Origin of the sequence: Hymenobacter rubripertinctus (assembly GCF_003583925.1) — a bacterium.
GTDB lineage: Bacteria > Bacteroidota > Bacteroidia > Cytophagales > Hymenobacteraceae > Hymenobacter > Hymenobacter rubripertinctus.
In genome coordinates this window covers 46,752-67,738 of record NZ_QYCN01000007.1, presented here as the reverse complement: position 1 = coordinate 67,738, position 20,987 = coordinate 46,752, and the positions used below count along the sequence as shown (strand labels likewise).

The 20,987-nt window shown below is 55.3% G+C and carries 26 protein-coding genes; 15 read left to right on the top strand and 11 right to left on the bottom strand.

The genetic code is table 11. The annotated features are described in order from the left end of the window. Positions 1 to 48: 48 nt before the first annotated feature. A complete protein-coding gene (locus tag D0T11_RS06475) occupies positions 49 to 1,131 on the bottom strand; it encodes a helix-turn-helix transcriptional regulator (RefSeq protein ID WP_147374553.1) in 1,083 nt (360 codons plus the stop codon). Positions 1,132 to 1,337: 206 nt separating this feature from the next. Between D0T11_RS06475 and D0T11_RS06470 the strand changes: the two genes are divergently transcribed. The 6 genes from D0T11_RS06470 to D0T11_RS22025 all read left to right on the top strand — a co-directional run bounded on the left by D0T11_RS06470 (position 1,338) and on the right by D0T11_RS22025 (position 5,697). Beyond that, positions 1,338 to 1,817: an exodeoxyribonuclease X C-terminal domain-containing protein gene (locus D0T11_RS06470; RefSeq protein ID WP_147374552.1), complete on the top strand. Its 480-nt coding sequence runs from the start codon at positions 1,338 to 1,340 to the stop codon at positions 1,815 to 1,817. 317 nt (positions 1,818 to 2,134) lie between these two features. Beyond that, the gene (locus D0T11_RS06465; RefSeq protein WP_119654966.1) at positions 2,135 to 3,433 is read left to right on the top strand and encodes a reverse transcriptase domain-containing protein; all 1,299 of its coding nucleotides are present in this window, start codon (positions 2,135 to 2,137) and stop codon (positions 3,431 to 3,433) included. A gap of 4 nt (positions 3,434 to 3,437) precedes the next feature. After that, a complete protein-coding gene (locus D0T11_RS22035; protein WP_147374551.1) occupies positions 3,438 to 4,247 on the top strand; it encodes a hypothetical protein in 810 nt (269 codons plus the stop codon). Positions 4,248 to 4,250: 3 nt separating this feature from the next. Then, on the top strand, positions 4,251 to 4,418 hold the full coding sequence (locus D0T11_RS22460) for a hypothetical protein (protein WP_182888276.1): 168 nt from the start codon (positions 4,251 to 4,253) through the stop codon (positions 4,416 to 4,418). Positions 4,419 to 4,515: 97 nt separating this feature from the next. Beyond that, positions 4,516 to 4,965, top strand: coding sequence for a hypothetical protein (locus D0T11_RS22030; RefSeq protein ID WP_147374550.1), 450 nt, complete (start codon positions 4,516 to 4,518; stop codon positions 4,963 to 4,965). A 51-nt stretch (positions 4,966 to 5,016) separates the two neighbouring features. After that, positions 5,017 to 5,697, top strand: a complete 681-nt coding sequence (locus tag D0T11_RS22025) for a hypothetical protein (protein WP_147374549.1) — start codon at positions 5,017 to 5,019, stop codon at positions 5,695 to 5,697. A 211-nt stretch (positions 5,698 to 5,908) separates the two neighbouring features. Here the strand turns inward: D0T11_RS22025 and D0T11_RS06460 are convergent, their stop codons facing one another. The 7 genes from D0T11_RS06460 to D0T11_RS06430 form a co-directional block, all read right to left on the bottom strand. Continuing rightward, positions 5,909 to 6,229: a YegP family protein gene (locus D0T11_RS06460; RefSeq protein WP_119654965.1), complete on the bottom strand. Its 321-nt coding sequence runs from the start codon at positions 6,227 to 6,229 to the stop codon at positions 5,909 to 5,911. Between the two features lie 40 nt (positions 6,230 to 6,269). Further along, positions 6,270 to 6,959, bottom strand: coding sequence for a PD-(D/E)XK nuclease-like domain-containing protein (locus D0T11_RS06455; RefSeq protein ID WP_119654964.1), 690 nt, complete (start codon positions 6,957 to 6,959; stop codon positions 6,270 to 6,272). A gap of 85 nt (positions 6,960 to 7,044) precedes the next feature. Continuing rightward, a complete protein-coding gene (locus tag D0T11_RS06450; RefSeq protein ID WP_245990638.1) occupies positions 7,045 to 7,785 on the bottom strand; it encodes a hypothetical protein in 741 nt (246 codons plus the stop codon). Between the two features lie 58 nt (positions 7,786 to 7,843). Beyond that, positions 7,844 to 8,059 (bottom strand): hypothetical protein, encoded by a 216-nt coding sequence (locus tag D0T11_RS06445; protein WP_119654963.1) that lies wholly within the window; start codon positions 8,057 to 8,059, stop codon positions 7,844 to 7,846. 3 nt (positions 8,060 to 8,062) lie between these two features. Continuing rightward, positions 8,063 to 8,374: a DUF3846 domain-containing protein gene (locus tag D0T11_RS06440; protein ID WP_119654962.1), complete on the bottom strand. Its 312-nt coding sequence runs from the start codon at positions 8,372 to 8,374 to the stop codon at positions 8,063 to 8,065. Between the two features lie 11 nt (positions 8,375 to 8,385). Continuing rightward, on the bottom strand, positions 8,386 to 8,685 hold the full coding sequence (locus D0T11_RS06435; protein ID WP_119654961.1) for a hypothetical protein: 300 nt from the start codon (positions 8,683 to 8,685) through the stop codon (positions 8,386 to 8,388). After that, entirely contained in the window at positions 8,678 to 8,998 is a 321-nt protein-coding gene (locus D0T11_RS06430) for a hypothetical protein (protein ID WP_119654960.1), read from the bottom strand. Before D0T11_RS06430 ends, D0T11_RS06435 begins: the two co-directional genes overlap by 8 nt. Before the next feature lie 166 nt (positions 8,999 to 9,164). Here D0T11_RS06430 and D0T11_RS06425 point away from each other — a divergent pair, with 166 nt between their 5' ends. From D0T11_RS06425 to D0T11_RS06390, 7 genes are all read left to right on the top strand, one after another. After that, positions 9,165 to 9,524: an SLOG family protein gene (locus D0T11_RS06425; protein ID WP_119654959.1), complete on the top strand. Its 360-nt coding sequence runs from the start codon at positions 9,165 to 9,167 to the stop codon at positions 9,522 to 9,524. 964 nt (positions 9,525 to 10,488) lie between these two features. After that, on the top strand, positions 10,489 to 10,719 hold the full coding sequence (locus D0T11_RS06420) for a hypothetical protein (RefSeq protein ID WP_147374548.1): 231 nt from the start codon (positions 10,489 to 10,491) through the stop codon (positions 10,717 to 10,719). Beyond that, complete coding sequence (locus tag D0T11_RS06415; RefSeq protein WP_119654957.1) at positions 10,706 to 11,203, top strand: M15 family metallopeptidase; 498 nt, start codon at positions 10,706 to 10,708, stop codon at positions 11,201 to 11,203. Before D0T11_RS06420 ends, D0T11_RS06415 begins: the two co-directional genes overlap by 14 nt. Then, a complete protein-coding gene (locus D0T11_RS06410; protein WP_119654956.1) occupies positions 11,190 to 11,633 on the top strand; it encodes a hypothetical protein in 444 nt (147 codons plus the stop codon). Before D0T11_RS06415 ends, D0T11_RS06410 begins: the two co-directional genes overlap by 14 nt. Before the next feature lie 84 nt (positions 11,634 to 11,717). Next, on the top strand, positions 11,718 to 12,017 hold the full coding sequence (locus D0T11_RS06405; protein ID WP_119654955.1) for a hypothetical protein: 300 nt from the start codon (positions 11,718 to 11,720) through the stop codon (positions 12,015 to 12,017). 759 nt (positions 12,018 to 12,776) lie between these two features. After that, positions 12,777 to 12,917, top strand: a complete 141-nt coding sequence (locus tag D0T11_RS22455) for a hypothetical protein (protein ID WP_182888275.1) — start codon at positions 12,777 to 12,779, stop codon at positions 12,915 to 12,917. 57 nt (positions 12,918 to 12,974) lie between these two features. Further along, the gene (locus D0T11_RS06390) at positions 12,975 to 13,343 is read left to right on the top strand and encodes a hypothetical protein (protein WP_147374547.1); all 369 of its coding nucleotides are present in this window, start codon (positions 12,975 to 12,977) and stop codon (positions 13,341 to 13,343) included. A 9-nt stretch (positions 13,344 to 13,352) separates the two neighbouring features. Here the strand turns inward: D0T11_RS06390 and D0T11_RS06385 are convergent, their stop codons facing one another. The 3 genes from D0T11_RS06385 to D0T11_RS06375 form a co-directional block, all read right to left on the bottom strand. Continuing rightward, on the bottom strand, positions 13,353 to 15,029 hold the full coding sequence (locus D0T11_RS06385) for an AlbA family DNA-binding domain-containing protein (protein WP_119654951.1): 1,677 nt from the start codon (positions 15,027 to 15,029) through the stop codon (positions 13,353 to 13,355). Positions 15,030 to 15,117: 88 nt separating this feature from the next. Beyond that, positions 15,118 to 15,948, bottom strand: coding sequence for a hypothetical protein (locus D0T11_RS06380; RefSeq protein ID WP_119654950.1), 831 nt, complete (start codon positions 15,946 to 15,948; stop codon positions 15,118 to 15,120). Continuing rightward, positions 15,923 to 16,501 (bottom strand): hypothetical protein, encoded by a 579-nt coding sequence (locus D0T11_RS06375; protein ID WP_119654949.1) that lies wholly within the window; start codon positions 16,499 to 16,501, stop codon positions 15,923 to 15,925. Before D0T11_RS06375 ends, D0T11_RS06380 begins: the two co-directional genes overlap by 26 nt. 382 nt (positions 16,502 to 16,883) lie before the next feature. Here D0T11_RS06375 and D0T11_RS06370 point away from each other — a divergent pair, with 382 nt between their 5' ends. Both D0T11_RS06370 and D0T11_RS06365 read left to right on the top strand, forming a co-directional pair. Continuing rightward, on the top strand, positions 16,884 to 17,765 hold the full coding sequence (locus D0T11_RS06370; RefSeq protein WP_119654948.1) for a DUF4007 family protein: 882 nt from the start codon (positions 16,884 to 16,886) through the stop codon (positions 17,763 to 17,765). Continuing rightward, complete coding sequence (locus tag D0T11_RS06365) at positions 17,749 to 20,982, top strand: ATP-binding protein (RefSeq protein WP_119654947.1); 3,234 nt, start codon at positions 17,749 to 17,751, stop codon at positions 20,980 to 20,982. Before D0T11_RS06370 ends, D0T11_RS06365 begins: the two co-directional genes overlap by 17 nt. The last annotated feature ends 5 nt before the right edge of the window (positions 20,983 to 20,987 follow it).

Here is a 20,987-nt window from a genome sequence, read left to right as displayed (position 1 = left end):
TTTTTACTGGCGCGACGCCAGGAGGGGTAGCATAGAAATGTCACACCCTTATATATCCGGATAGTTAGCATGAGCCTTTTGCAATTGCTGCTTTATGTGGCTACGCAGGCTAAACGGGGACAATACTTCAACGTCGGCGCCGAAGCTTAGAAGCAGCGTATTGAATTCACGGGTGGGTATAAGCTGGAGTGCAAATTCAGTACCCTGTGATGTTTCAGCTACTAAAAGCTGCGTGGGGTGAAGGGGCTTGGTGAGAATGTACGGGGAGCGATTGGGAGAGAATCTAAGCCGAATTTCTACCACTCCCCCATTCGGCGGGACCGACGCCCCAATGACGTTTTGAAAATATGTATGGGGGTTTATTTCGACCGGCCGGTATGATACAAACGCCGGTTCAAGGGCTATAATGCGGTCGAGGGCATAGGTGCTGGTAATGTGGATATCGTTAGCGTTGAGCCCAAGCAGAAACCACCGGTGGTTAAATTCCTTCAGTAGATGCGGATGTACCAGTTCGCGCCGGGCGCTGGGAGAATGAAAGGGCTGGTAGGTGAGCCACAATGCCTCTTGCTGTCGAATGGCCTGATATAAGGGCCGCAGCCAGGTAAGACCCGTGTAGGCCGGCACTTGCTCAAAATGCACAACATCTAACATGGGAGCCGTGCCGGGCTGCGAGAGGCGCTGCTCGATGCGCTGCACTACTTCGTCCAGTTCATCGGATAAACCAAAGGCCTGGAGCTGGCGGAGCACTGCCAGGCTCTGATGCAGCACGGGCAGGTCGTCGAGGGTAAGCGGAGTGTTGGAGATGGAAAAACTTTGGTCGGAATAGTAATACCCCCTACCCGGCTCAGTTTCAATAGGGGCCTGGTAGTTCAGGCGCAGGTTCTTGATGTCTTCCTGAATAGTGCGTTTGCTGACACTAGCGGGGCCACCATCCTCCCGCAGCGTGTCGCCTACTTTTTCCATCAGGTCTTCAATCGACCAATAGCGGCCCCGGCGTTTGAGGCAGTCATCGAGGACTTTATAGCGTAGCAGCGCGTTTTTATTAGCGGGCATCAGAAATTTTTGAAAAGAAATTAACGGATGCAGATAGACTGCATTTCGGGGGAGCACCTTTGTTGCAACAATACGCACAAAAGCACTTCATATGAGCCAAAGCACTGTTCTAGCCTACCCACCCGCAACTACAGAATTACCCCACACTGTTGAATGTGGCCGGTGCGGAGGCCGGGGCACCCTACCAGTATTCCGGCACGTGGAAGGCGGCATTTGCTTTGCCTGCCGGGGAGCGAAACGGCTGGTTATACGGCGCTAAAAAATATTTACAGAAAATTTTCCTGATGCAGATAGGCTGCATTTCGGGCCTGCACCTTTGCAACACCTTCCACCCCAAAGCCAGCGCAACTATGAAGTTCTACACCCTGGACACCATTTTCTCCTTCGGCCGCCACCAGGGCCAGACCGTAGCGGAAGTACTGGTTGAGAACCCGGGCTACCTGAACTTTTGCCTGCAGGTGCTGGACCATTTTGCGCTGCACCGGGCTGAGGTAGAAGCCTGGCAACAGGCATACCCCAAGCTGAGCGAGCAAATGACCGATGCCGCCTGGAACAAGCTGGACGAGAAGGAAAGCCAGCTGCAAGCTGAAATGGAACGGCAACAGGAAGCTGACGACGATTACGACTCCTACGATTCGGGCGACTACTACAGCCGCGACGACGCTGACCGGGACACCTTTGACGCCCTTACGGATGGGCAGTACGGAGACTATGACGACTTCGGCGGCGATATGGATTCGTTGCGTGATGCCATGGGGTATTAGCTTCCTTCCCTTAAAGTGCCGTAGTTGCGGCGCTAACTGAAATTACTGGTTACCGAACTGCGGTAGCCATCTGTTCTTTGAAAGTACCTGTGACTGGGGTTTTGACCTTGTGCGGCGTTGCGCCGCGCCCGTTTTGATAACGGTATCATTGACAGTTGACTTGATTAATTTTTATTTAATTAATTGATTTTATTGTCTTTGAATTGAGTCTTTATTCAGAATTTATTTTGAATTATCATCTGCTTTCCTTGAAGTAGAAGACGCAAAGAAGACTCCCGACAGGTACTTTCAATTTTTATTATCCGCTATCTGCCCCAATGCCTGAAGACCTACCTCCTGATGCTGCCTCTGCTACTCCGGACCAACCGGACGCGGGGATAGGTGAGGCGGCCGAGCAGGCGCCGGAAGTAGCCCAACACGCGGAACTGTTGCGTATACTGTCGCCGGAATACCAAGCGGGGTTTTGGGCCATGGTGAACGCCCAAAAGGACCAGCAACAGCGTCCCTTGCCGCTGCCCGAAATCATTGACACTGCTGGCTTGGCCGTGCCTTTAGGGGAAGTGAAGGATGCGGACACGTTGGCGCAGGTGCTGAATGCTGCGCTGAAACTAGATGTGGTCGAAAACCCGCTACACAAACCCAAGCCCCTCACTGGAAAGGTGCTCAACTACTACGCCTTTCATAAGAAGGCTACACGCTACAGCACCTTCCAGATTCCGAAGCGGACGCGTGGCGAAATGCGCGTCATCAAAGCCCCTGACCACGGCCTACGACGCATTCAACGGCTGCTCCTGCTCTGCCTAACTGCTGCCTTCACTACCTGTGATGAAGCGGCTCACGGCTTTGTACCAGGCCGTAGCGTACTCACCAACGCCCAGCCTCACGCGGGCCGCCGGTTTGTGCTGAATTTGGATTTAAAGGATTTCTTCACAAACACCCATTACGGGCGGGTAGAGAGCGTACTTCGCATTGCTCCCTTTGGTTTGCAGCCGGCCGTGGCCCGGCTGGTGGCAAACCTATGTTGCGACCAAGGCAGCCTGCCGCAAGGTGCTCCTACCTCGCCACTGCTTACTAATGCCGTCTGCCAGCGCCTTGACCGCCGCCTACGGCAGCTTGCCACGCGCCACCGTGCCACCTACACGCGCTATGCCGACGACCTCACGTTTTCGAGCCAGCGCCCAGCCTTCCGGGAGCAGTTTCATTCGGAGCTAAAGGAGATTCTGGACGCTGAAGGCTATCAGGAAAATGCACTGAAGCGACGTCTACAACTGCCCAATACCCGTCAGGAGGTGACTGGCATTGTGGTAAATGAACAGCCAAACGTGCCTCGTGAGTACGTGCGGCAAATTCGGGCTATGTTGCACAATTGGGAAACCAAAGGCTATGAGGTAGCAAGTGCTACTTTGCGGTCTCACTACCGCGAAAGCAAAGCTGGGGCACGTCATAAGGGCACAGTGCCAAATTTGGAACGGGTGCTGGCGGGGAAAATTGCTTATTTGGGAATGGTACGTGGAATAGAAAATCCTGAATTCATCAACTTCACTCGAGTATTGCAGGAGCTAACTATTACACAAAAATTCAGATTTTCCCTTGACCTTGTTATGCCAAAATTATAACAATATGAAAGAGCAAATTGAGCAATACAAAGAGCTGTTAGAAAATATTTCTATTGCTCGACAAATCAATGAAACGTTGGCCAAAAAGCTTATTACGGAGTTCTGCAATAGGCTGGAAGGACAACTAACGCTTCTGCATGAAATACAGCAAGACCGTGAAGCAGCCAGAGCTATTCACAATAAGTTAGAAATAATTGGCGAGTCGTTAACAAAACGCGCACAAGGGTTTTACCAAAAACTTCCCGACTCATTAGAATTCAAGATTTTTTTGATACGTTGCCACGAGGAAACAAATTTCGCCTTCCTCAACAACCAAGTAGCAAGAGCTTGTAGAAATGCTTTCCGTCAAATCGAAACTTTAGTCAACTACATTACAAATCATAGCAATTTAGTTGAACGCCTTTTAGACAACCAAAATGAATGGTCTAAATACAAATTAGACATAGACACCAGAATTCCTAGAAGGATTATTCATCAAGAAGTTACTAAAAAGCTCTCTCTCGTAAATAAAATATGGTTGATTAACAATCAATTTCTCCCATTCTTCAAGGCACATCCTGACTGCAAATACTCATTAGTAAAGACATATAATACTGATAAGTATAACGCTTGTTATAGGCTAAGGAATGCCGATAGTCATGGCTGGAACTTCAAGACCTTAGCAAATAATCAAGAATATGAATTAGCAAAAATTGAAACTGATTTCGATAATTATCTGCGCGAATTAATGAAAATTATAGTCCCGCTAAGAGACTTGATACCTAATTTAAAAATAGAGGATATTTACATATCTCCTGCCAATCAAACAAATTAACACATGACCCTAACCCCTGCCCAAGCCACCGCCCTCATCGACTTCCGGCTCTTCCTAAACAGCCCCAACGAGCCGGTATTTCTGCTGCGGGGCTATGCGGGTACGGGCAAAACGTTTCTGCTCAAAATGCTGCTGGCGGAGCTCGAGCGGGCGGCGGTGCGGATGAGCTAGAAACATACTGCCAGGGCTAAGTTGATGAGAAGCTGAAAAAGGGAGACGTCCTTAAGTAAGTTAGCGTCTGCATAAATCTTGAACTAAACTCCAAATCATGCACTCTAACTTTATAATGGCTGTTTACAGCACAGGTGATGTTGTTAAATTAACACATGCTGAGCAACTACCAGGCGCTGAGATAATTGCATTCATTCACTGTGCATATGATGCGCCCTCATTCAGTGGCAAAAACCATTATTACGCTTATTCTTTATTTGATGGAAATTTTGAGCGCATTAGCTCTAACTGCCTGCAATGGAGGGGTTTTAAGTGTGTCATAGCTGAAAAAGACAGTTGGCTGCCCCCATTTCCAAACTGGACAAGTAATAATGAAATGAGAATCAAAGTAACCATTGAAAATTCAGATGGTGGCTCCGAAATAATAAATCTAAAGCAAAGTAAATTTTATGGCGATGCCTTTGTCAGGCTGTTCAAAGTACTAAAATCTGCTGATAAAGGTGGCAATTTATCAGATGCAGTAAGATTATTCAAAAAGGAAATATAAATCACCAATAACTCTTTCTTTTCAATTGCACAATATAAATACATAAATAATATGATAACTCTAGAAAACCTTGTTAACGATTTCCTCTATGAGCCGCATAAGTTCTTTAAATATAGTGACCTTAATGGAAATTCACTAAATAAGGAATTTAGGTTTGATAACTACGAACATTATTTGCAAGAATATCTTGGATTTTTTAAAAATGAAAGCAACCTAAAAGATGTCTTATCCTACGCCTGCTGCGGCGTTTTTAAAATATCTCGCAACAATCAAACCTTCTTAATTAGACATAATCATCAAGAATATTTTAAGGGGACTAACGGAAGCTACAGGGGTTTACCTCTTGAGGATGGGAAAATCATAGCTCGGCTTACGCACGAGCGTTTAAACGATATCAAAAAAGTAGAAAATTTTGATGATTTGCATAATATAATCAAGGAATGCAGTGAAGTAAATGCAAAATTTGGCCAGCTATCAATATATGATGCCGCAATCCGTACCGGGTCATTCTTAGGAATAAAGCCCGATTTCGTTTATATACATACTGGAGTTAGAGCGGGCGTTACTGTATTAGAAGAGCTCGGATATACTAAGGAGCAGTTATCAAACAGGCTATATGCTCCTCTTAAGGATTTCCCTGTTGAGATGCACATAATGACTGAAATAGGTGCGGAGAATTTTAGTTGTACTGACAAAGACAGATTCAAAAAATTACCGCCCAAAGGCAGATAGATAGTTTCGCGTATCGGCTGCGTCAGAAGGAATAAACTAGCTCCGATACCTCACCATTTACCCCAGCGTAAGAGCAGCTACAGTAGCTATGACTGATTCCGTCGAACCGACTGCCCCTGACACGGTGAGCAACTAGTGCCCACCGCACCCCGAATCGAACGCAAAAGCCCGCTGGCAAGTCGCCAGCGGGCTTTTGCGTTCGACAACATGCTTAACTCTGGTCTTCGAGGCGGGCGGAGGGAGCCTCCTGGAGCACTACCTGAATGCCATGGTCGCGGGATTGGGCGGTGGTGTACTTCTCGCTGCGGCCGATGATTTCACCGTTGGCGGCGACGTGGTTGAAGCCGTATTGGCCGCTGGCGAAATAGGATTCGAAGCGGTGGGGCTGGCAGTTGGCCTGGACCGACCGGATACCGTTCTGGCAACTGGCTTTGGTGGTGTAGCCTTCGCTGGACTGGACGATTTCGCCGTTGTCGGCGCGCAGGCGGTACCAATATTGGCCGCTACTCTGGAAGATTTGAAAGACTGCCATAGTGGGAAGGAGATAATGGGGTGAAATGAATAGCAGCAAGTTAGACGACCAGCGCCAACGGCGCGGACACGGTAAGCGGAACGGTTAAGCCGGCGGCTTGCCGGGCGTGGTGGCGTAGTAGGGCGGTGTACTTTTTGCGACCCTGCTCGATGAGGCCGGGCATGGCGGTTAGCTCGACGCGCCACACGTCGTGCGGGGCCCTCTTCTGCACGCCGATGATGAGGAAGCGGGTAGCGCCGAGCACGTCGAGGTAGAAGGCGGCCTGGCGGTCGTAGTCGTATTTCTCAACGGTAGTCAGGAAGTGGGCCAGGTCGGGGCTGCTGCTGGTTTTGAAGTCGATAAGGGTTAGCTGGCGGCCGGCGCAGCTGCGCACCAGCAGGTCGGGGCGGAGCTTCACCCCTACCCCGGTGGCGGTATGGGTAGCGGTGTAGGACTGTTCAGCCCGGCCCCGGTAGAGCAGGTCGCGGCAGTAGCGCTGGCGGCGCACCTGGCGAGCCAGCATCTCTAAGTCGGTCCACTTGATGCCGCGCTCCTCGGTGCGGGCGTAGTGCGGGGGCTCCAGCACGGCGGTGTGGAAGTGGGAGCCGTAGGCCAGCGCCACGGGGTTGAGTTGGCGGGGCTGGCCCAGCAGCTCGTTTTTGAGCGTGCTCAGGTCGGTATTGCTGACGTGCGGCAGGGCGCGGTGCTGGGCCTGGGTCAGGTCGGGGTGATGGGCGAGGGCGTGAAACATGGCTTTGAGGGTTTGGAGGCTTGCGGGCTTGGATACCATCTGGTGGCCCCCTCCCCTACTGGGGCGGGGGCCGGGGAAGACAGGGCTAGGCAGCCTGGGGCAAAGCGGCCGGTTCGGTGGTGGGCTGCTCGCCCTGGGGTTCCTCCTCGGGCTCATCCTCAGCGGGCACGGTGTAGCCGTACTGAATGCGCGTATCGGCGGCAGTAGTGCAGGTTTCCTGGCGCCAGATGGGAAAGTCGCGGGCGAAGTCACGGCGGGCGGCTACCTCGGCCGGGGCGGCGGCTTCGTAGCTGAAGCTGGCAATGTAGTAGGTGGCCGTCTTGCCGTCCTTGGTGGTTTGCTTCTTCTCGGCCGTAACCTTCACCAGCACATCGGCCAGGGTGAGGTCGTCGTAAAACAGCGGCTCTATGAGGCGGTAGAGGTTTTCGACGCTGTAGCCGTGGAAGAGCACGGCGCAGATAGCGCCCTTGTCGTCGGCAAAAAACAGCTCGGCCCACAGCTTGCGGCCCATGTTGAGGATGTTGTCGGAGAAGACGCGCCAGGCCAGCGGAATAAAGGACAGCGACGGGCCCAGCGGCACGGTACCGCCGATGTTGAACTGGCCGGCTTTGGCATCGAAGCGGATTTGACGAGGGTGGCCGGGTAAGTAGCGGAAGCGCGGCACCTGCACCACCTCGCCGGTGGCCTCGTCTACCTTGTCGATGAGGTAGCCAGCCCCACCCCCAGCTCCTCCCCGGTAGGGAGGGGTGCGTTCTGACATAACCTCAGTGGTTTTGGCGGTGGGGGCAGTGGTGTGCGTTTTGGGAGATTTCGTGGCAGTAGTCATTAGAGAAGAATTTAGAGGTTAGAAGTGAGGAAGAGTGAGGGCCGGAAGCGGGCGGCGCTTACGGTGGCCGGCAGCGGCGGCAGGTGCTGCTGCACTGGGCGCGGCAGGCAGCGCGCAAGGCGGCGCGGAGGCCGGCGGCCCGGCCGCCGAGCAGCAGCACGGCCCAGGCATTGCCGGGGCACCTCATCAGGGTGAGGTAGGTGCCGGCCCCCAAGGGGCTGCCGGGCACGGGCCGCTGCACGATGCGGCAGACGGGGGCGGCTAGCTTGCGCACGACTCAGCGGAACTGCTTATCGTGGCACAGAATGACGCGGCCCACTACCACGTCGACCCCGCGCGCCTCCGGGATGTGCTGATGGTAGAAGTGGGTGGCCAGCAGGTTGAGGTAGCAGGGGTTGCGGAACTTGCCTTCGTCGTCGACAATGAGAATCAACTCCTCCGAAAGGCGCACCACGTCCACCGTCCGGCAGTCGAGCAGCTGGTAGAGTTCGGCCATCTTGAAGCTGCGGCCGTTGCGAGGCATAACGGGCTGCGGCCGGGCGCTGTGCGGGTCGAGCAGTTGGGGCTGGTAAGTGGTAGTTTGTGGCATGACGCGGGGCTTTAGGAGCGGGCATAGCCCTGGCGCAGCCGCTGCAGCTGCTCGCCGGCCGGGCTGGCGTGGAAGGCCTCGGCGGCGGCCTTGTAAGCGGTGCGGGCGTAGCGCAGGCGGATGATGGCGGCGCGGATACGGGTAAAGCGGGCCGGCCGGCGCGGGTACTCGTCACGCATGGCGTGCAAGTCGTGGCGGGCATCAAAGAGCACGGACTGCGTACGGGCCAGCTGGCGGCGCACTTCCGGCACCGAGGCCGGAGCCGCCCCCGCCGTGGCGGCGGGAGCGGTTAGAGTGGCGCTGCTAGACATGAGCAGGAACCCCGGCGTACTCGTCCTCGGCCTTCATTACCTCCCACACGGCCGCGAAGGCGTAGGCCGGGGCCACGGCGCGCAACGCGCGGAAGGCCTGCCGGAGCGCATCGAACGGGCAGAGCGAAGAGCCGGCGAAGCCCCCGGCGGGCTGACAAGCCGGCCGGTCGGCCAAATTGATAGCAACGTGCCAGCGGGTGCCGCCCGCGCTGTAGGTAGCGGCGGACTGGCTGATGTAGAGGCCGGAGAATGAGCAGAGGGCGGGACCCTGCCAGGCGGCAGCGGCGAGCTGCAGAAGTTGAGTGGGTTGCATGGCTGTACGTGTTAGCCGTGGGGTGCCCGTGCCGTAGGCCTCCGGGTGGGCAAGTAGCCAGGGCCTTCCCGACTACCTAACAAATATACAACTTTAAGCGACATAAACAAACTAAAGTTTGATATAAAACTCCTTAATAGCAACTATTTTTTACTTATCTTTAAGTATGGTAAAATACAAAAACGAAGTAGTAGCGGTGGTAGGCAGCCGTGGCATCCAGCACTGCGCAGCCCTGGCGCGGCGCCTGGCCGAACTGGAGCCGGCGGAAGTAGTAAGCGGCGGCGCGGCCGGCGTGGATGCCCTGGCGGCGGCCTGGGCGCGGGCCAATGGGGTGCCGCTGCTGGAACTGCGGCCCGACTACGCCACCCATGGCCCCACCGCCGCGCCCCACGTGCGCAACGCCGAGATAGTGAAGCGGGCCACGCGGGTGCTGGTGGTGTGGGACGGACGCAGCAAGGGCACCCTGAGCGCCCTGCGCGCCGCCCGCCGCCTGGGACGCCCCATGGAACTGCTGCCGCTGGACTGAGGCGCAGCCAGCAAGCCCCAGGCCCCAGGAGCGGCCCCGACGGCGGCCCAACTGAACACTTTGAATGCCTTGGCCAGGGGGCACGGGGGCTGGCCTTGAAGCCCCCAATGAGCCGGCCCGAAGGGCACCTTATGAGGGTGGAGCGGCCGACCAACGGGAGGATGCGGAAGCCGAGGCCGATGACTGGGCGTCAGCCTGGGCATGATGGCGGGGGCTTGGGGTACTCCCCAATGAAACTCTCCGCGAAGCGGGCCATATCCTTTGGCCTGCGTGGCCCGAACGCAAGCTTTACAAGCGGGTGGCGGGCCTTTTTCGGACTGCGGCCCGCAGCCATTGAAGGGGGAGCTGACGGGCGGCGCGGGGCCTTTTTTCGGGCCTGGCGCGGGCCGGCGGCGGTGCGGTGGGTGCTGCTCGGGGGCTGTAGTATCAGCGGGTGGGGAGAGCCGGACGAATGCAGCGCAGGCTGCGTAGCAGCGCGAAGCCGCCGAAGCGGAACTGAGTTGGGCGGGTGCGGCAGGCTTCCGGTAGCGGAGGCTGGCCGCCTGCCGCGCCCGGAGCCATAGCAAACGCAGGGAGGAGTGACGCAGGAACGACGAGCGTAATGCCGCGTTGGCGCAGGAAGTGGCAGGCGGTGGGCCGGAGCGTGGCACAAGGTCGCGCTGAGCAGCAACTGAATCGGCAGGATGCGGCAAGGATGGGAAGGGCACGACCAACGGGAGCGGTGCGAAGCACGGCAGCGAAGCGGACCCCTGGACAGCCTGGCCCCGGCCCGTAGCGGAGCGGAGGGCTGGGGAGCCGCCCACAACCAGGAAATAAAATACCTATCCCGGATACTCGTAAAAGTTCAATTATAAGCTAACTGACTTGCATCACATTATACAACTAAAGTTTATCAATCTGTGTATGTTTGCAGAGTCAATAATGACCAGCAACTTTTATAGACACAACCACGATGTTTAGCAGTATGAAAGCGGAGCAGATTACCAGCCACGAGCTGGTGTTACCCGACGCGACGGCCATTGTGAACTACGGGCGCCTGATTGTTCAGGCGCTGGTGGCCATCGTGACTGTCCGGGCGGCAGGGCGCAAGGCTTGGCGGAAATCCGAAAGCGTGAGCGGGTTTCTGGCAGCCGGCGTGGTTGCGGCACCCGCCGAGGCGGCCATAATAGAGCCCCTTCCCGATGACGGCGCATAAGCTGCTGGCTGGCCAGCAGCGGACAGTGCCGGTGCTGAGTGAGGCGCAGGAGCAGCGGCAGGCGGTCCGGCTGGGGCAGGCGGTGCCGAGTCTGGCCGCGGCCTACTCGCAGGCCCTGGCCCGGTGGCTGGGCGACCCGGTGCTGCGACTGGCGGGGCGGCCCATTATTACCGAATGCTACCGGAGTCCGGAGCGGCAGGAGGAGCTGTACCGGCAGGGGCGCGGCAAGCCGGGGCCAGTGGTAACCTACAAGCGCGGGGGGCAGTCGAAGCACAACCTGGGTCCTCCTACCCCGGCGCTGGACGTGGCCTTTCAGCTGGCTGATGGGTCGGTATCGTGGTCGGGGCTGCTGCTGAGCAAGTTTGCGCGGCTGATGAAGTACGCCGACGCCCGGGTGGTGTGGGGCGGCGACTGGCCCTCATTTAAAGACCGGCCGCACTTCGAGGTGCTGACGGCGCGGAAAGGGGGTGATGGACGTGGGTAATCTACTCGACAACTGGGGCGTGGTGACGTCGGTGGTGGGCGGGGCGGTGGCGGTGCTGCTGTATTTCGTGAAGAACTGGCGGGCGGTGGAGGAGCTGAAGGTGGCTTGCCAGAAGCAGGAGCAGCAGGCGGCGGCGCTGGCGGTGAAGGTGGACGACTACCACATTTCGGCCGTGGCGCGGGAGGGCAAGCTGCGGGAGGAAATGAAGCTGCAGGCCGAGCAGGTGCGCAACGAGGGTTTGCAGCAGCGGGCCGAGCTGCGGCGGGAAATGACCGACCTGGTCCTCAAGCTAACCGAGCGGCTGGCGCACATCGACAAGACCATGGCCCTGGTGGAGGAGCGCACCAAGGTGCTGACTGAGGCCAGCAAGGAGCAGGATTCGCGCAACAAGTGGGCGGACCGGATTCTGGCCCGGCTGGATAAGGAATGAGTTGTCGGGGGGTAGTTGGCAGTTGTCAGTGGCTACCTCCTAAGTGAACCAACAACTGACAATTACTCACTAACAACTACCATCATGAACCAGAAACTGACAATACTCGACCGGGTGACGTTGCCGACGCCCCGGTTCTTTCGGAAGGTGCGCACGATTGGCGCGGCCCTGGCGGCCGTGGGTGGCATTATTGCCACGGCTCCGGTGGCCTTGCCGGCGGCGCTGGTGACGCTGGGCGGCTATCTGCTGCTGGCCGGCTCGGTGGCCGCGGCTGTGTCGTCGGTGGCGGTGGACCCGAACGGGGACCTGCGGCGGGTGGCGGATGAGCCGGGGGCGGCTGACCGGCAGCGGGTGGTGGAGCGCGGGGACGCGGCTTCACTTTGATATTTCACCTACACTTTGATTCAAATGGCAACTAACCCTCCCACCGGCGACAACGCCCGCAAAGGGGCCGTGCGAAAACGGTCACAGACTTTCAATCCCGTTACGAAGCAGTTTGTGAAGCGTGATGCTGAAACGGGGCGCTTCATGGATGTGAAGGAAGACGGTAAGCCCTTTAAGGGGGTGCGGCGTGAGAAGAAGCGAAAACCGCCGGAGCCGGGCGCGTGAGTAAGCGAATTAACGTAATAGCCACACTTCGAAGTAAACAGGTGCTCAGGCAGCCACTTTAGGAGGCAACAGGAAAACAAGGATAGTTAACATCAACTAATTATTTTAGCACACAGTAAACTAAATTGGTTAGCAGTTCCGTATACTTGCGGTACTGCTAACCAATTTTAGTTTCTGCATGAACCACGCTGCCAACTCTATTGCTACGCTAATCACGGCCTTTCCGCTGCTGGCGGGATATTCCGGGCGACCAGTCGGCGTACGGCCGCTACCCCCCTGCTTTGGCCGGGAGCCGGTGGGGGCACTTACCTCAGCCACTTCTGTAGGGCCGGGTCGCCTCGCTCACGGTACCAGGCTGGTTATTTTTTTAGGCTGATGGGGCGCGCGGCTTTTGTTCTGGGGGCCACCATTACGGAGCGGCCGGGCCGGGAGCGGGAAATCGAGCTCTCCCGGCCGGATGAGGCAGGGCCGTGGCGGCTCGCGCTGCCGGGCGCCCTCGACCAGCGGCCGGTGACGGCGAAGCTGGTGAAGTACGTGGCGACCTGCTATTTCGAGGAGGCCTATGACGATGCCAAGCGTGTGGGGTGGCTGGGCGTGGTGGCCGTGGTGTGGGTGGCGCTGGCGCGGGCTAATGGCGAAGACATTCTGCAATGGGGCGGGCAGCAGGTGGCGTGAGGCCCCGCCCCTCCTCTTTTCCGACTTTATTACCTACACCTACCTAAACCAGTTTTTATGAAGACTCCACGCAAGAAAGCCGCGTTGCCCACTCCCCGGCAGAAACCCTACCTCACCCCGCCGGCGCACTTGCCGGGTAGTCCGGCGCGGTACGAAAAACGGCACGGCTTTACGCGGCGGCTGCACAACCGGCGCGTGAGCGTGATAACCACCCCGAGCGGCGGCTACCAGATACATTTGGCGACCGTGCTACTCCCAGGCCAGGCAGATGAGCTGCGCCGGCAGGGGTACCACAATACCATCGGCGACTACATCCTGCGGGACCGGGTGCGGTATTCAGTGGTAACGCTGTCGGCCGAGGCCTTTGAGGCGGCAGTGTGGGGCTGGGAGCAACATCGGGGGCGGCAGCAGCGGAAGCGGGCGTGAGGGTTGGACTTACCCTCCGGCTACTAGTAGCTGGCCTTGCTCCGTGGTTTGGTAGCGCTGATTGGGGGAGTTGGGAATGTCGGGCAGGGTGAGAGCTAGCAAACGCCGTTGAAGTAAGGGTTCCAGGTAGCTGGTGCGGAATTTCGTGCGGTTGGCCACATCCAGAACTTTGAGGACGGCGGTCAGGGGTTGGGGCTGGAGGCACAGGGTGAGGACGCGCAGGAATTGCAGCAAGCGAGGCGAGGCCAGCTTGGTCCCTTTTTCCTCATCGCTTAGTTCTTGCCACTGGTCGAAAGTGGGCTGGGGGGTAGTTAGGGGGCTTTTGTCTAAGTTCAGCTTGGTCCCTTTTTCGGACCAGCTTAGTCCCTGCTGGTAGACCAGCGCGGCCGGGGAAGCATCGGATGGGGTGGGCAGGTTGGGACTTAGAGAGAGAACAGCGAGATTGGCCTGGGTGATGGCATCGGGGGGCAGGGACAGGACCCGAAGGAGCAGGCCGGCGGCCTCCTCCCCTAGCAGGCGCACGAGCAGGGGCAGCACGGTTTGAAATACGGGGCCGTCGATGAAGCGCGGGAGGGCACCGGGCACGTACTTGGGCAGGTAGTGGGTGACGTTCATCACCCCAGAACCAAGCTCTTCGGCGCGGCCCAACTGTAGGAAGAACCGAGCAATAGTGGGGTTTTTCGGGTAGGGGGCAAAGGTATCGAGTAGTAACGGGCCGCCATGGTGAGGTACGTTGGCGTTTTCGGCTATCACTTGGTCGGCGTAGATGACAAAAGTGGTGGGCAGGGCATTGGTGTATTCGCGGTGCACGAGGATGTTGGCCACTACCTCGCGGAAGATTTTGTCGCGCAGGCTGATGCTGGTAGTGCCTTCCATATAGAATGGGTCGGGCAGGTGCTTGCTGACGAAGCCCATCAGCTGCTCGTAGGCGTCAATCAGATTGGTGCGGATATCGAGGCGGTCATCGTAGCGCTGGACGTTGTGGCGGCGCAGCAGGGCGTCGACGCGGAAATGCGGTACAACCTGGGTGATGACTTCGTCGCGGCCAAATAGCAGAGCGGCAGCCAGGGTATACCCCTCCTGCTGCTGGTTGTCGCGCTGGTAGAGGCCGGCCTTGACCAGCAGCTGATGATTGTCGAGAGTGAGCCAGGGATGGCCGGGGTTGCGGCTGGCCATAAGCTGGCGGACCTTAGGGAAAAGGTCTTCGCGCAGGTCCTGGAGGCGCAGGTGGGGGTAGACAGTACTTTCGGTGTAGAAGAGGCGCTTGCGGTTATGTAGCCCGGCAATGCGGGCGGGGTCGGTGACGCCGAAGTCCCCGTCTTCGCTGCGGTCGTAAACGACGCCGCGGGTACGGTGCAGCTGCGAATCGGCCAGCACCTGCACGCACAGCACTTCTTTGCCGGCCAGTTGCACTTGGCTGGGAAAGAGCACACAGGGTGGGTCCAGCTTTTCGGGGTTGTTGGAGAGGTTGACGATGTTGGTTCTGAGGGTTTGCACGGCGGTGGGCTGCACGCCGCACACGGTACCGTCATCCTCGACACCGAGCAGGATGGTGCCGCCGTCGCGGTTGAGGAAGGCGCACACGGTTTCAAAGAAGTTGTCCGGCAGGGCGTGGTCGGCTTCTTTGAATTCGAGCTGGATGCCCTCGCCCTGGGCGAGCAGGCGGCGCACTTGGTCAACAGTCATGGGCGGAGTAGCAAACTAGGCGACATGCAGGCTAATGGCAAAACCTGCGACGTGAGATAGACGAACTAGCTTTTGTTGTCAGTTGCCACTAATCACTCTCTAGAATACTGTGTAGCTCATCTTTCTGGCTCCACAATACAACAGGGCAGGTTTTGCGTAGCACGCGCAGGTGACCGGCAAAAGCGCCAGCCTGGTAACCGGCTGAAACATCATCGACCAATGCCACTCTATGATTAATCAGGTCACTTACCGGTGTGCCAACCAGTAGCTCAAACCCCATGTTGGCTTTGCTGATGCTGTTTGAGAAGTAATATTCATCAGAACCCGTGACGTAGCTAACAAGGCTTACTTTGGTTCGATGGCGAAGCACCACGCTGTACTTGGTCTTGATGTCGTCGTTGATACGGGAATTGAAGCGTATCTCTCGGCGGGCAAAGATTTCGCGCATATACGTATTAGCTTGCCCGGTAAACCGGCGGCGGGCAGCGACTTCGTTTGCTGGCACGAAAGCAACCTGGGAGGCGTTGACGGCTCCGGTAATAAAGCTGGCCACGTCAAGGACCAAGGAGCTAACCCGTGCGGCCTCATTGGTCTTCTTGTAGTAAATGAGCGTGCCAACAGTGTCCATTATCTGCTTGATTTCATAATGGACTTCCAGGTGCTCAAACATCCGGTTGTAACAGACGGACTCTCCCATGTCGGTTTCAATGTAATTACCGTGGGCCAGGAAACCGCCGTCGCTGACCACAAAGTCACCGTCTTGCGCGACGAGGAAAACCGACACAAACTTGTCGGTAGTAGTGGAGTGCGGCGTGATTATTTCGAGGGTCTTGCCCCGAAGTTTAAAGTCCCACAGCTGCCCGTAATCCTGCCGCACCCGGTGGAAGAGGTCTTCAAACGAAGCGGACGACGTGGGCATGGGGGTCGGCGTTGGTATGGTGAGCGAAAGGCAGGGTGCCGGGGGCGGTGAGCGAAATGGCTGGGTAGCCGGCGGGGTCATGGGTCAGCCGCGTTTCCTCATAAAAATGGATGACACAACGGTCAATATCTTCCAACTCACGGACGACCTCGGGGTTGGTTAGGGGCGCTGTTTTATAGGCGATGCGGCGGCCCTGCTGGTCATAACAGTTAAAATGCGGAGTGGTCACTATTTGTTCCGGCAAGGACGTAACTCCCTCGTTGCGGTGTGTAGGACCAGCTGAATCATAGTTGAGCAGTGGCTCACCCATGAAACTAGGGGCACGCAACTTGAATTTGAAATCGTGCAACCGGTCGATGCGAATTTCAGCGATGAGCCATAGGTCAATGGGGTCGTCGGAGTGAATGACTGGTATCTGACAGGCGTGTAGCACCTTGTTTGTGCCCTTCTTCTGCGATAGGTCGAGGCCGGGGCCCGCGGTTCGTTTGGGCTCAGCAATTAGGGCCGTGTAGCGCTCGTAATTGTCGCGGACGATGGTATTAATTTTTTTCATTGCGAGCTACCTGGCTCAAGGCAATTCAACGTGGAAGAGAACTTTAGGCAATCATGCAAAGCTAGGATTCCTATACCAGTCAACAAGTTCAGCGCTGGGCCAAATAGAGAGAGGTCAGGGAGCCGCGCTATTCTGAAGAACACCTGTGAAGGCCTAGAAGCAATAGGTGGTTTTGATGCGCTGGCGAATGACAATGAGTCTGCAATATGGTGTATTCGGTTAGTGGCGTGAGCAAGCCCGTTGTATTACAGCCATGTATATTAGCAAATTAGTGATGATAATAGATTATAAGTGTTAGTTAGCCAACTTTATTTGCTCAAAGCCTTAGTGGTAGTATCGGCTTAGGGTGGCTTTCTGCTACCTTAGCATAAAAAGCACTGCTATGCTATTAGACCGGCTAATATTCCAGGGACATGATACTTTTCTTTGCCGTAATAATTGGCTAAAGAAAGGATATGACTTTATCGAGGCTGGAGGCAACTTCAACGACGATGACGCAGTGGTTAAGTTGGGGGTCGGGAAGAATATGGTCACGTCGATTCGGTACTGGCTACGTGCTTTTGGCTTGACGGACGAAACGGATACCTTGAAGCCCGTCGCCCATGAGTTGCTCAATGCCAATGGGTTTGATCCATACATTGAGGATGGAGCTACCCTGTGGCATCTGCACTACTTGTTGGTAAGCACGGGCCGGGCCTCGCTCTATCACTATGTATTCAATGAACTGCGCAAAGACGGCTTTTCATTCAGTAAGACACAGCTGCAGAACTTCATCAACCGCAAATGCGCCGAACGCAATAGCCCAGTTAACGAGAACACTCTAAACTCTGACATTGCTGTATTCTTGCGGGCTTATGGCCCTTCAGGCAAGGCATCGGGCAAGGTGGATATTGAGGAGGAGTCTACGGGCCTTTTGCAGGACCTAGGCCTACTCGTGGTAAATAAGAATGATGACACCCGCTACAGCATCGAAAACCTAGAGCGACCAGAGTTACCTTGGCAAGTGGTGTTGCGGGTAATAATAGAAAACAAGGCTTACGGTGAAACCATCAGCTTTACCGACCTAGAAGTTGCGCCAGACTCGCCGGGATTAGTGTTCGCCCTAAACGAGAAAGGCCTATTCCACAAGATTGAAGAGATGATAGCACATTTCCCAGCGGCTATTGTCTATTCGAGTACAGCAGGAAACCGAGTGCTGACTGTTAAGAAAGAGCAAATCAACCTCACTGAGGTTCTACAAGAATATTATGGCCAGACCGTTTAGTCCTTCCGTCAACATCGTCCGCGATGCCACACAGGAGTTGTCGTATCTGCCCACCCCCAATGCCCAAACGGTTTTTGGGCAGCTAATTAATAACTACCTCTCGGGCATCCACTGCTTCAACATCGTTGGGGCTTATGGTACAGGCAAATCCGCGTTTTTGTGGGCCTTTCAGCAGACGCTGAGCAAGCAGCACGACTATTTCCAGCTTGAGGCTGGTTTTAAGAATGTAAAGGGATTTCACTTTGAGCATTTCGTGGGGCAGTATGCCTCGCTGAAACAAACCCTGGCACAACACTACGTAGTGGGGGCCACGGCCGACACATCTACTTCCACCATCATTGCGGCATTAGATGATGAGTACCGCCGCTTAGCCAAGAAGAAATCCGCACTGGTGCTAGTGGTAGATGAGTTTGGCAAGTTTCTAGAGTACGCCGCAAAAGAGAACCCTGAAGAGGAGCTGTACTTTATTCAGGAGTTGGCTGAGTACATCAACGACTCGCGCAAAGAAATTCTGCTACTGACGACTGTTCACCAGGATGTTAGTGCCTACTCACTGGAATTGACGCGCACGCAGCGGCAGGAATGGGATAAGGTTAAAGGCCGGCTTAAAGAACTGACGTTTAACGAACCTGTAGAGCAACTACTGTTTCTGGCGGCTCAACAGCTTGGTACCACGCAGCAGGCCACAGCAGCAGACGCCGTCGCGAACAGCCGATTGTTTGAAGCCATTGCCAAGGCCCAAGCGTTCCCATTACGCGACTATTTCTCGCCAGAAATGCAGCAGCAGTTGTGGCCAATGGATTTGCTATCGGCAGCTGTGTTAGTACAGGCCTTGCAGCGCTACGGGCAAAATGAACGGTCGTTGTTCACTTTCCTTCAGTCGAATGATTACCTAGGTCTACAACAGCATAGCGCCCGCGGCACCTATTTCAATTTGAGCCGGGTATATGACTACCTAAGCTTCCATTATTACTCCCTGCTCACATCGAAGTACAACCCCCATTTTGCGCAGTGGGCTATCATTCGGTCCACGTTAGAGCAACTGGAAAAGCACTTTGAGGTACCCACCGATTTGGAAGCAGCTAACCAGTTGGTGAAAACCATTGGCATGCTGTCCATTTTCGCGCCGGCAGGGGCTGAAATCAGCTCCGAGTTCTTGGAAACGTACGCGCAGACTAGCTTGGATGTAGCCTCTGTTGCACACTTGTTGCAAATCCTCGTGCAGCAAAAACTACTTCGGTTAGTGCCGCACAAAAACAGCTATATCCTGTTTGAGGGCACTGACCTAGACATTGAGCTAGCAATTGATGAGGCGGGCAATCTAGTAGAACAGGTAACCGACGTAGCGACCCGGCTACAAGAGTTTTTCACCTTTCCCTATATCGCGGCCAAGCAAATATCTTTTGAGAAGGGCACACCACGCATCTTCGAAGTACGGATGACAGAAGAAGCACTTCTGGAAGAGCCGAAAGGGGAAGTCGATGGGTTTGTAAACCTTATTTTTTCGGACACGCTCACTATCGACAAGCTGCAACAGACAGTTGGCGCTCGTCAAGATGCGGTGCTATATGGCATTTATGAGCGGTCGGGGGAGATAAAGAAGTTGATTCGGGAGATTGATAAGGTGCGCAAAGTGCGCGACGAGAACCTGAACGATAAAGTAGCTCGGCGCGAGCTAAACAGTATTCTTGAACACCAGGAAGCACTGCTTCGCCACTATGTCATTGACAATCTCTATGCGCAAGATGGCGCGATAACTTGGTTCACGAATGGGCCGGCACAGCTTAATTTTAAGGGGCGTCGGGCATTCAACCGCTGCTTGTCAAACATCGCCGCTCACGTTTATACTGACACGCCCGTTTACCGCAGCGAGCTGGTGAACAAAACCAAGCTATCTACGCCTATTGCTACGGCGCGGAAAAATTTCATGCGGGCGCTGTTTGAAAATTGGCAATACCCTGACTTGGGGTTTCCTATCAAGAATTTTCCGCCAGAAAAGACCATCTACCTCTCCTTACTGAAGGAGACTGGTATACACCAAGTGGTGAACGGCGAGTACGCTCTAACTACTCCCACCAACGCTTCTTTTCAAGCTCTGTGGCAGATAGGTGAGGAATTTTTGCAGCGGTCACAGGAAGGTCCGTTAAAGATTTCGGAACTGATGCAGGCGCTGCTTCGCAAGCCGCTCAAGCTTAAACAAGGGCTTGTGGACTTTTGGGTGCCGCTATTTTTATTTATGAAGCGCCACGAGTTTGCGCTTTATGGAGAGCAGGGTAAGTATATACCCGAAATGCATTTGGCTGTAGTTGACCTGTTCACAAAAAGCCCCGCTTTATACACAGTTAAGGCATTTGCCCTACTACCTGAAAAGTTGGCACTGTTCAACGACTACCGCGAATTACTGCAGCTAGGCTCAACTGAACGAGTGTCAAATGCAACTTTCATTGAGTCTATTAAGCCCTTTTTGACCATGTATAAGCAACTGCCAGCTTATGCACAGCATACCCGCAACCTACCCGTAGCAACACAGCGTCTACGCGAAAGCATTTCCACCGCGAAGGACCCAGAAGCGGCTTTCTTTGAGAAGTTTCCGGGGGCTTTAGGTTTCAACCTCCCTGAACTGCAGCGTGACGCGGATACGCGGGAACGTTACGTGAAAACCCTACAGGTAAATATTGCCCGTCTGCTCCAAGCATACCCGGCTTTGCTGACTCGTATGGATGCATTCATTAGCAGTCTGGTAGTAGGTAAAACAGTGGACTTCGACGACTATAAGCGGCGGCTTCAGGAGCGTTTTAAGGGACTAGAAAAGCACCGAGTTCCGGCAGACCTCCGCGTATTTCAGGACCGAGTAACGTCGAAACTAGACGACCGGGAATCGTGGCTCAACTCAATGGCAACTTGCGTGCTTGGTAAGAGCCTAACTAGCTTTGAGGATGCTGATGAACGTAGGTTCCAAGATGAGTTTCAGCAGCGCGTTCATGAGCTAGACAATTTGTGTGAACTGGCGAAAGCCAACCCTGATGCTGGTGCAGAGGATATTTTCCGGTTAGGTATTGCGGCGTTTGGAAAAAAAGAACAAATCCGTATCATTCGGCGGCCGAAGCAACTCAGCACCGCAGATGTAACCGTAGAAAATGAAATTCGGGCGCTACTAGGCACAGACAAAGCTCGCAGTCTCGCAATCCTAGCCCGCCTGTTACAGGAGCAACTATAAATAGT

What these genes read in the sequence shown, in the direction of transcription:
- D0T11_RS06430 (WP_119654960.1), bottom strand. Translation starts at nt 8,998, where the DNA reads ATGCAACCCACTCAACTTCTGCAGCTCGCCGCTGCCGCCTGGCAGGGT.
- D0T11_RS22030 (WP_147374550.1), top strand. Translation starts at nt 4,516, where the DNA reads ATGCACTCTAACTTTATAATGGCTGTTTACAGCACAGGTGATGTTGTT.
- D0T11_RS06365 (WP_119654947.1), top strand. Translation starts at nt 17,749, where the DNA reads ATGGCCAGACCGTTTAGTCCTTCCGTCAACATCGTCCGCGATGCCACA.
- D0T11_RS06410 (WP_119654956.1), top strand. Translation starts at nt 11,190, where the DNA reads ATGGACGTGGGTAATCTACTCGACAACTGGGGCGTGGTGACGTCGGTG.
- D0T11_RS06375 (WP_119654949.1), bottom strand. Translation starts at nt 16,501, where the DNA reads ATGAAAAAAATTAATACCATCGTCCGCGACAATTACGAGCGCTACACG.
- D0T11_RS06450 (WP_245990638.1), bottom strand. Translation starts at nt 7,785, where the DNA reads ATGACTACTGCCACGAAATCTCCCAAAACGCACACCACTGCCCCCACC.
- D0T11_RS06370 (WP_119654948.1), top strand. Translation starts at nt 16,884, where the DNA reads ATGCTATTAGACCGGCTAATATTCCAGGGACATGATACTTTTCTTTGC.
- D0T11_RS22025 (WP_147374549.1), top strand. Translation starts at nt 5,017, where the DNA reads ATGATAACTCTAGAAAACCTTGTTAACGATTTCCTCTATGAGCCGCAT.
- D0T11_RS06380 (WP_119654950.1), bottom strand. Translation starts at nt 15,948, where the DNA reads ATGCCCACGTCGTCCGCTTCGTTTGAAGACCTCTTCCACCGGGTGCGG.
- D0T11_RS06415 (WP_119654957.1), top strand. Translation starts at nt 10,706, where the DNA reads ATGACGGCGCATAAGCTGCTGGCTGGCCAGCAGCGGACAGTGCCGGTG.
- D0T11_RS06385 (WP_119654951.1), bottom strand. Translation starts at nt 15,029, where the DNA reads ATGACTGTTGACCAAGTGCGCCGCCTGCTCGCCCAGGGCGAGGGCATC.
- D0T11_RS06470 (WP_147374552.1), top strand. Translation starts at nt 1,338, where the DNA reads ATGCAGATAGGCTGCATTTCGGGCCTGCACCTTTGCAACACCTTCCAC.
- D0T11_RS06465 (WP_119654966.1), top strand. Translation starts at nt 2,135, where the DNA reads ATGCCTGAAGACCTACCTCCTGATGCTGCCTCTGCTACTCCGGACCAA.
- D0T11_RS22460 (WP_182888276.1), top strand. Translation starts at nt 4,251, where the DNA reads ATGACCCTAACCCCTGCCCAAGCCACCGCCCTCATCGACTTCCGGCTC.
- D0T11_RS22035 (WP_147374551.1), top strand. Translation starts at nt 3,438, where the DNA reads ATGAAAGAGCAAATTGAGCAATACAAAGAGCTGTTAGAAAATATTTCT.
- D0T11_RS06435 (WP_119654961.1), bottom strand. Translation starts at nt 8,685, where the DNA reads ATGTCTAGCAGCGCCACTCTAACCGCTCCCGCCGCCACGGCGGGGGCG.
- D0T11_RS06455 (WP_119654964.1), bottom strand. Translation starts at nt 6,959, where the DNA reads ATGTTTCACGCCCTCGCCCATCACCCCGACCTGACCCAGGCCCAGCAC.
- D0T11_RS06420 (WP_147374548.1), top strand. Translation starts at nt 10,489, where the DNA reads ATGAAAGCGGAGCAGATTACCAGCCACGAGCTGGTGTTACCCGACGCG.
- D0T11_RS06440 (WP_119654962.1), bottom strand. Translation starts at nt 8,374, where the DNA reads ATGCCACAAACTACCACTTACCAGCCCCAACTGCTCGACCCGCACAGC.
- D0T11_RS06405 (WP_119654955.1), top strand. Translation starts at nt 11,718, where the DNA reads ATGAACCAGAAACTGACAATACTCGACCGGGTGACGTTGCCGACGCCC.
- D0T11_RS06460 (WP_119654965.1), bottom strand. Translation starts at nt 6,229, where the DNA reads ATGGCAGTCTTTCAAATCTTCCAGAGTAGCGGCCAATATTGGTACCGC.
- D0T11_RS06425 (WP_119654959.1), top strand. Translation starts at nt 9,165, where the DNA reads ATGGTAAAATACAAAAACGAAGTAGTAGCGGTGGTAGGCAGCCGTGGC.
- D0T11_RS06390 (WP_147374547.1), top strand. Translation starts at nt 12,975, where the DNA reads ATGAAGACTCCACGCAAGAAAGCCGCGTTGCCCACTCCCCGGCAGAAA.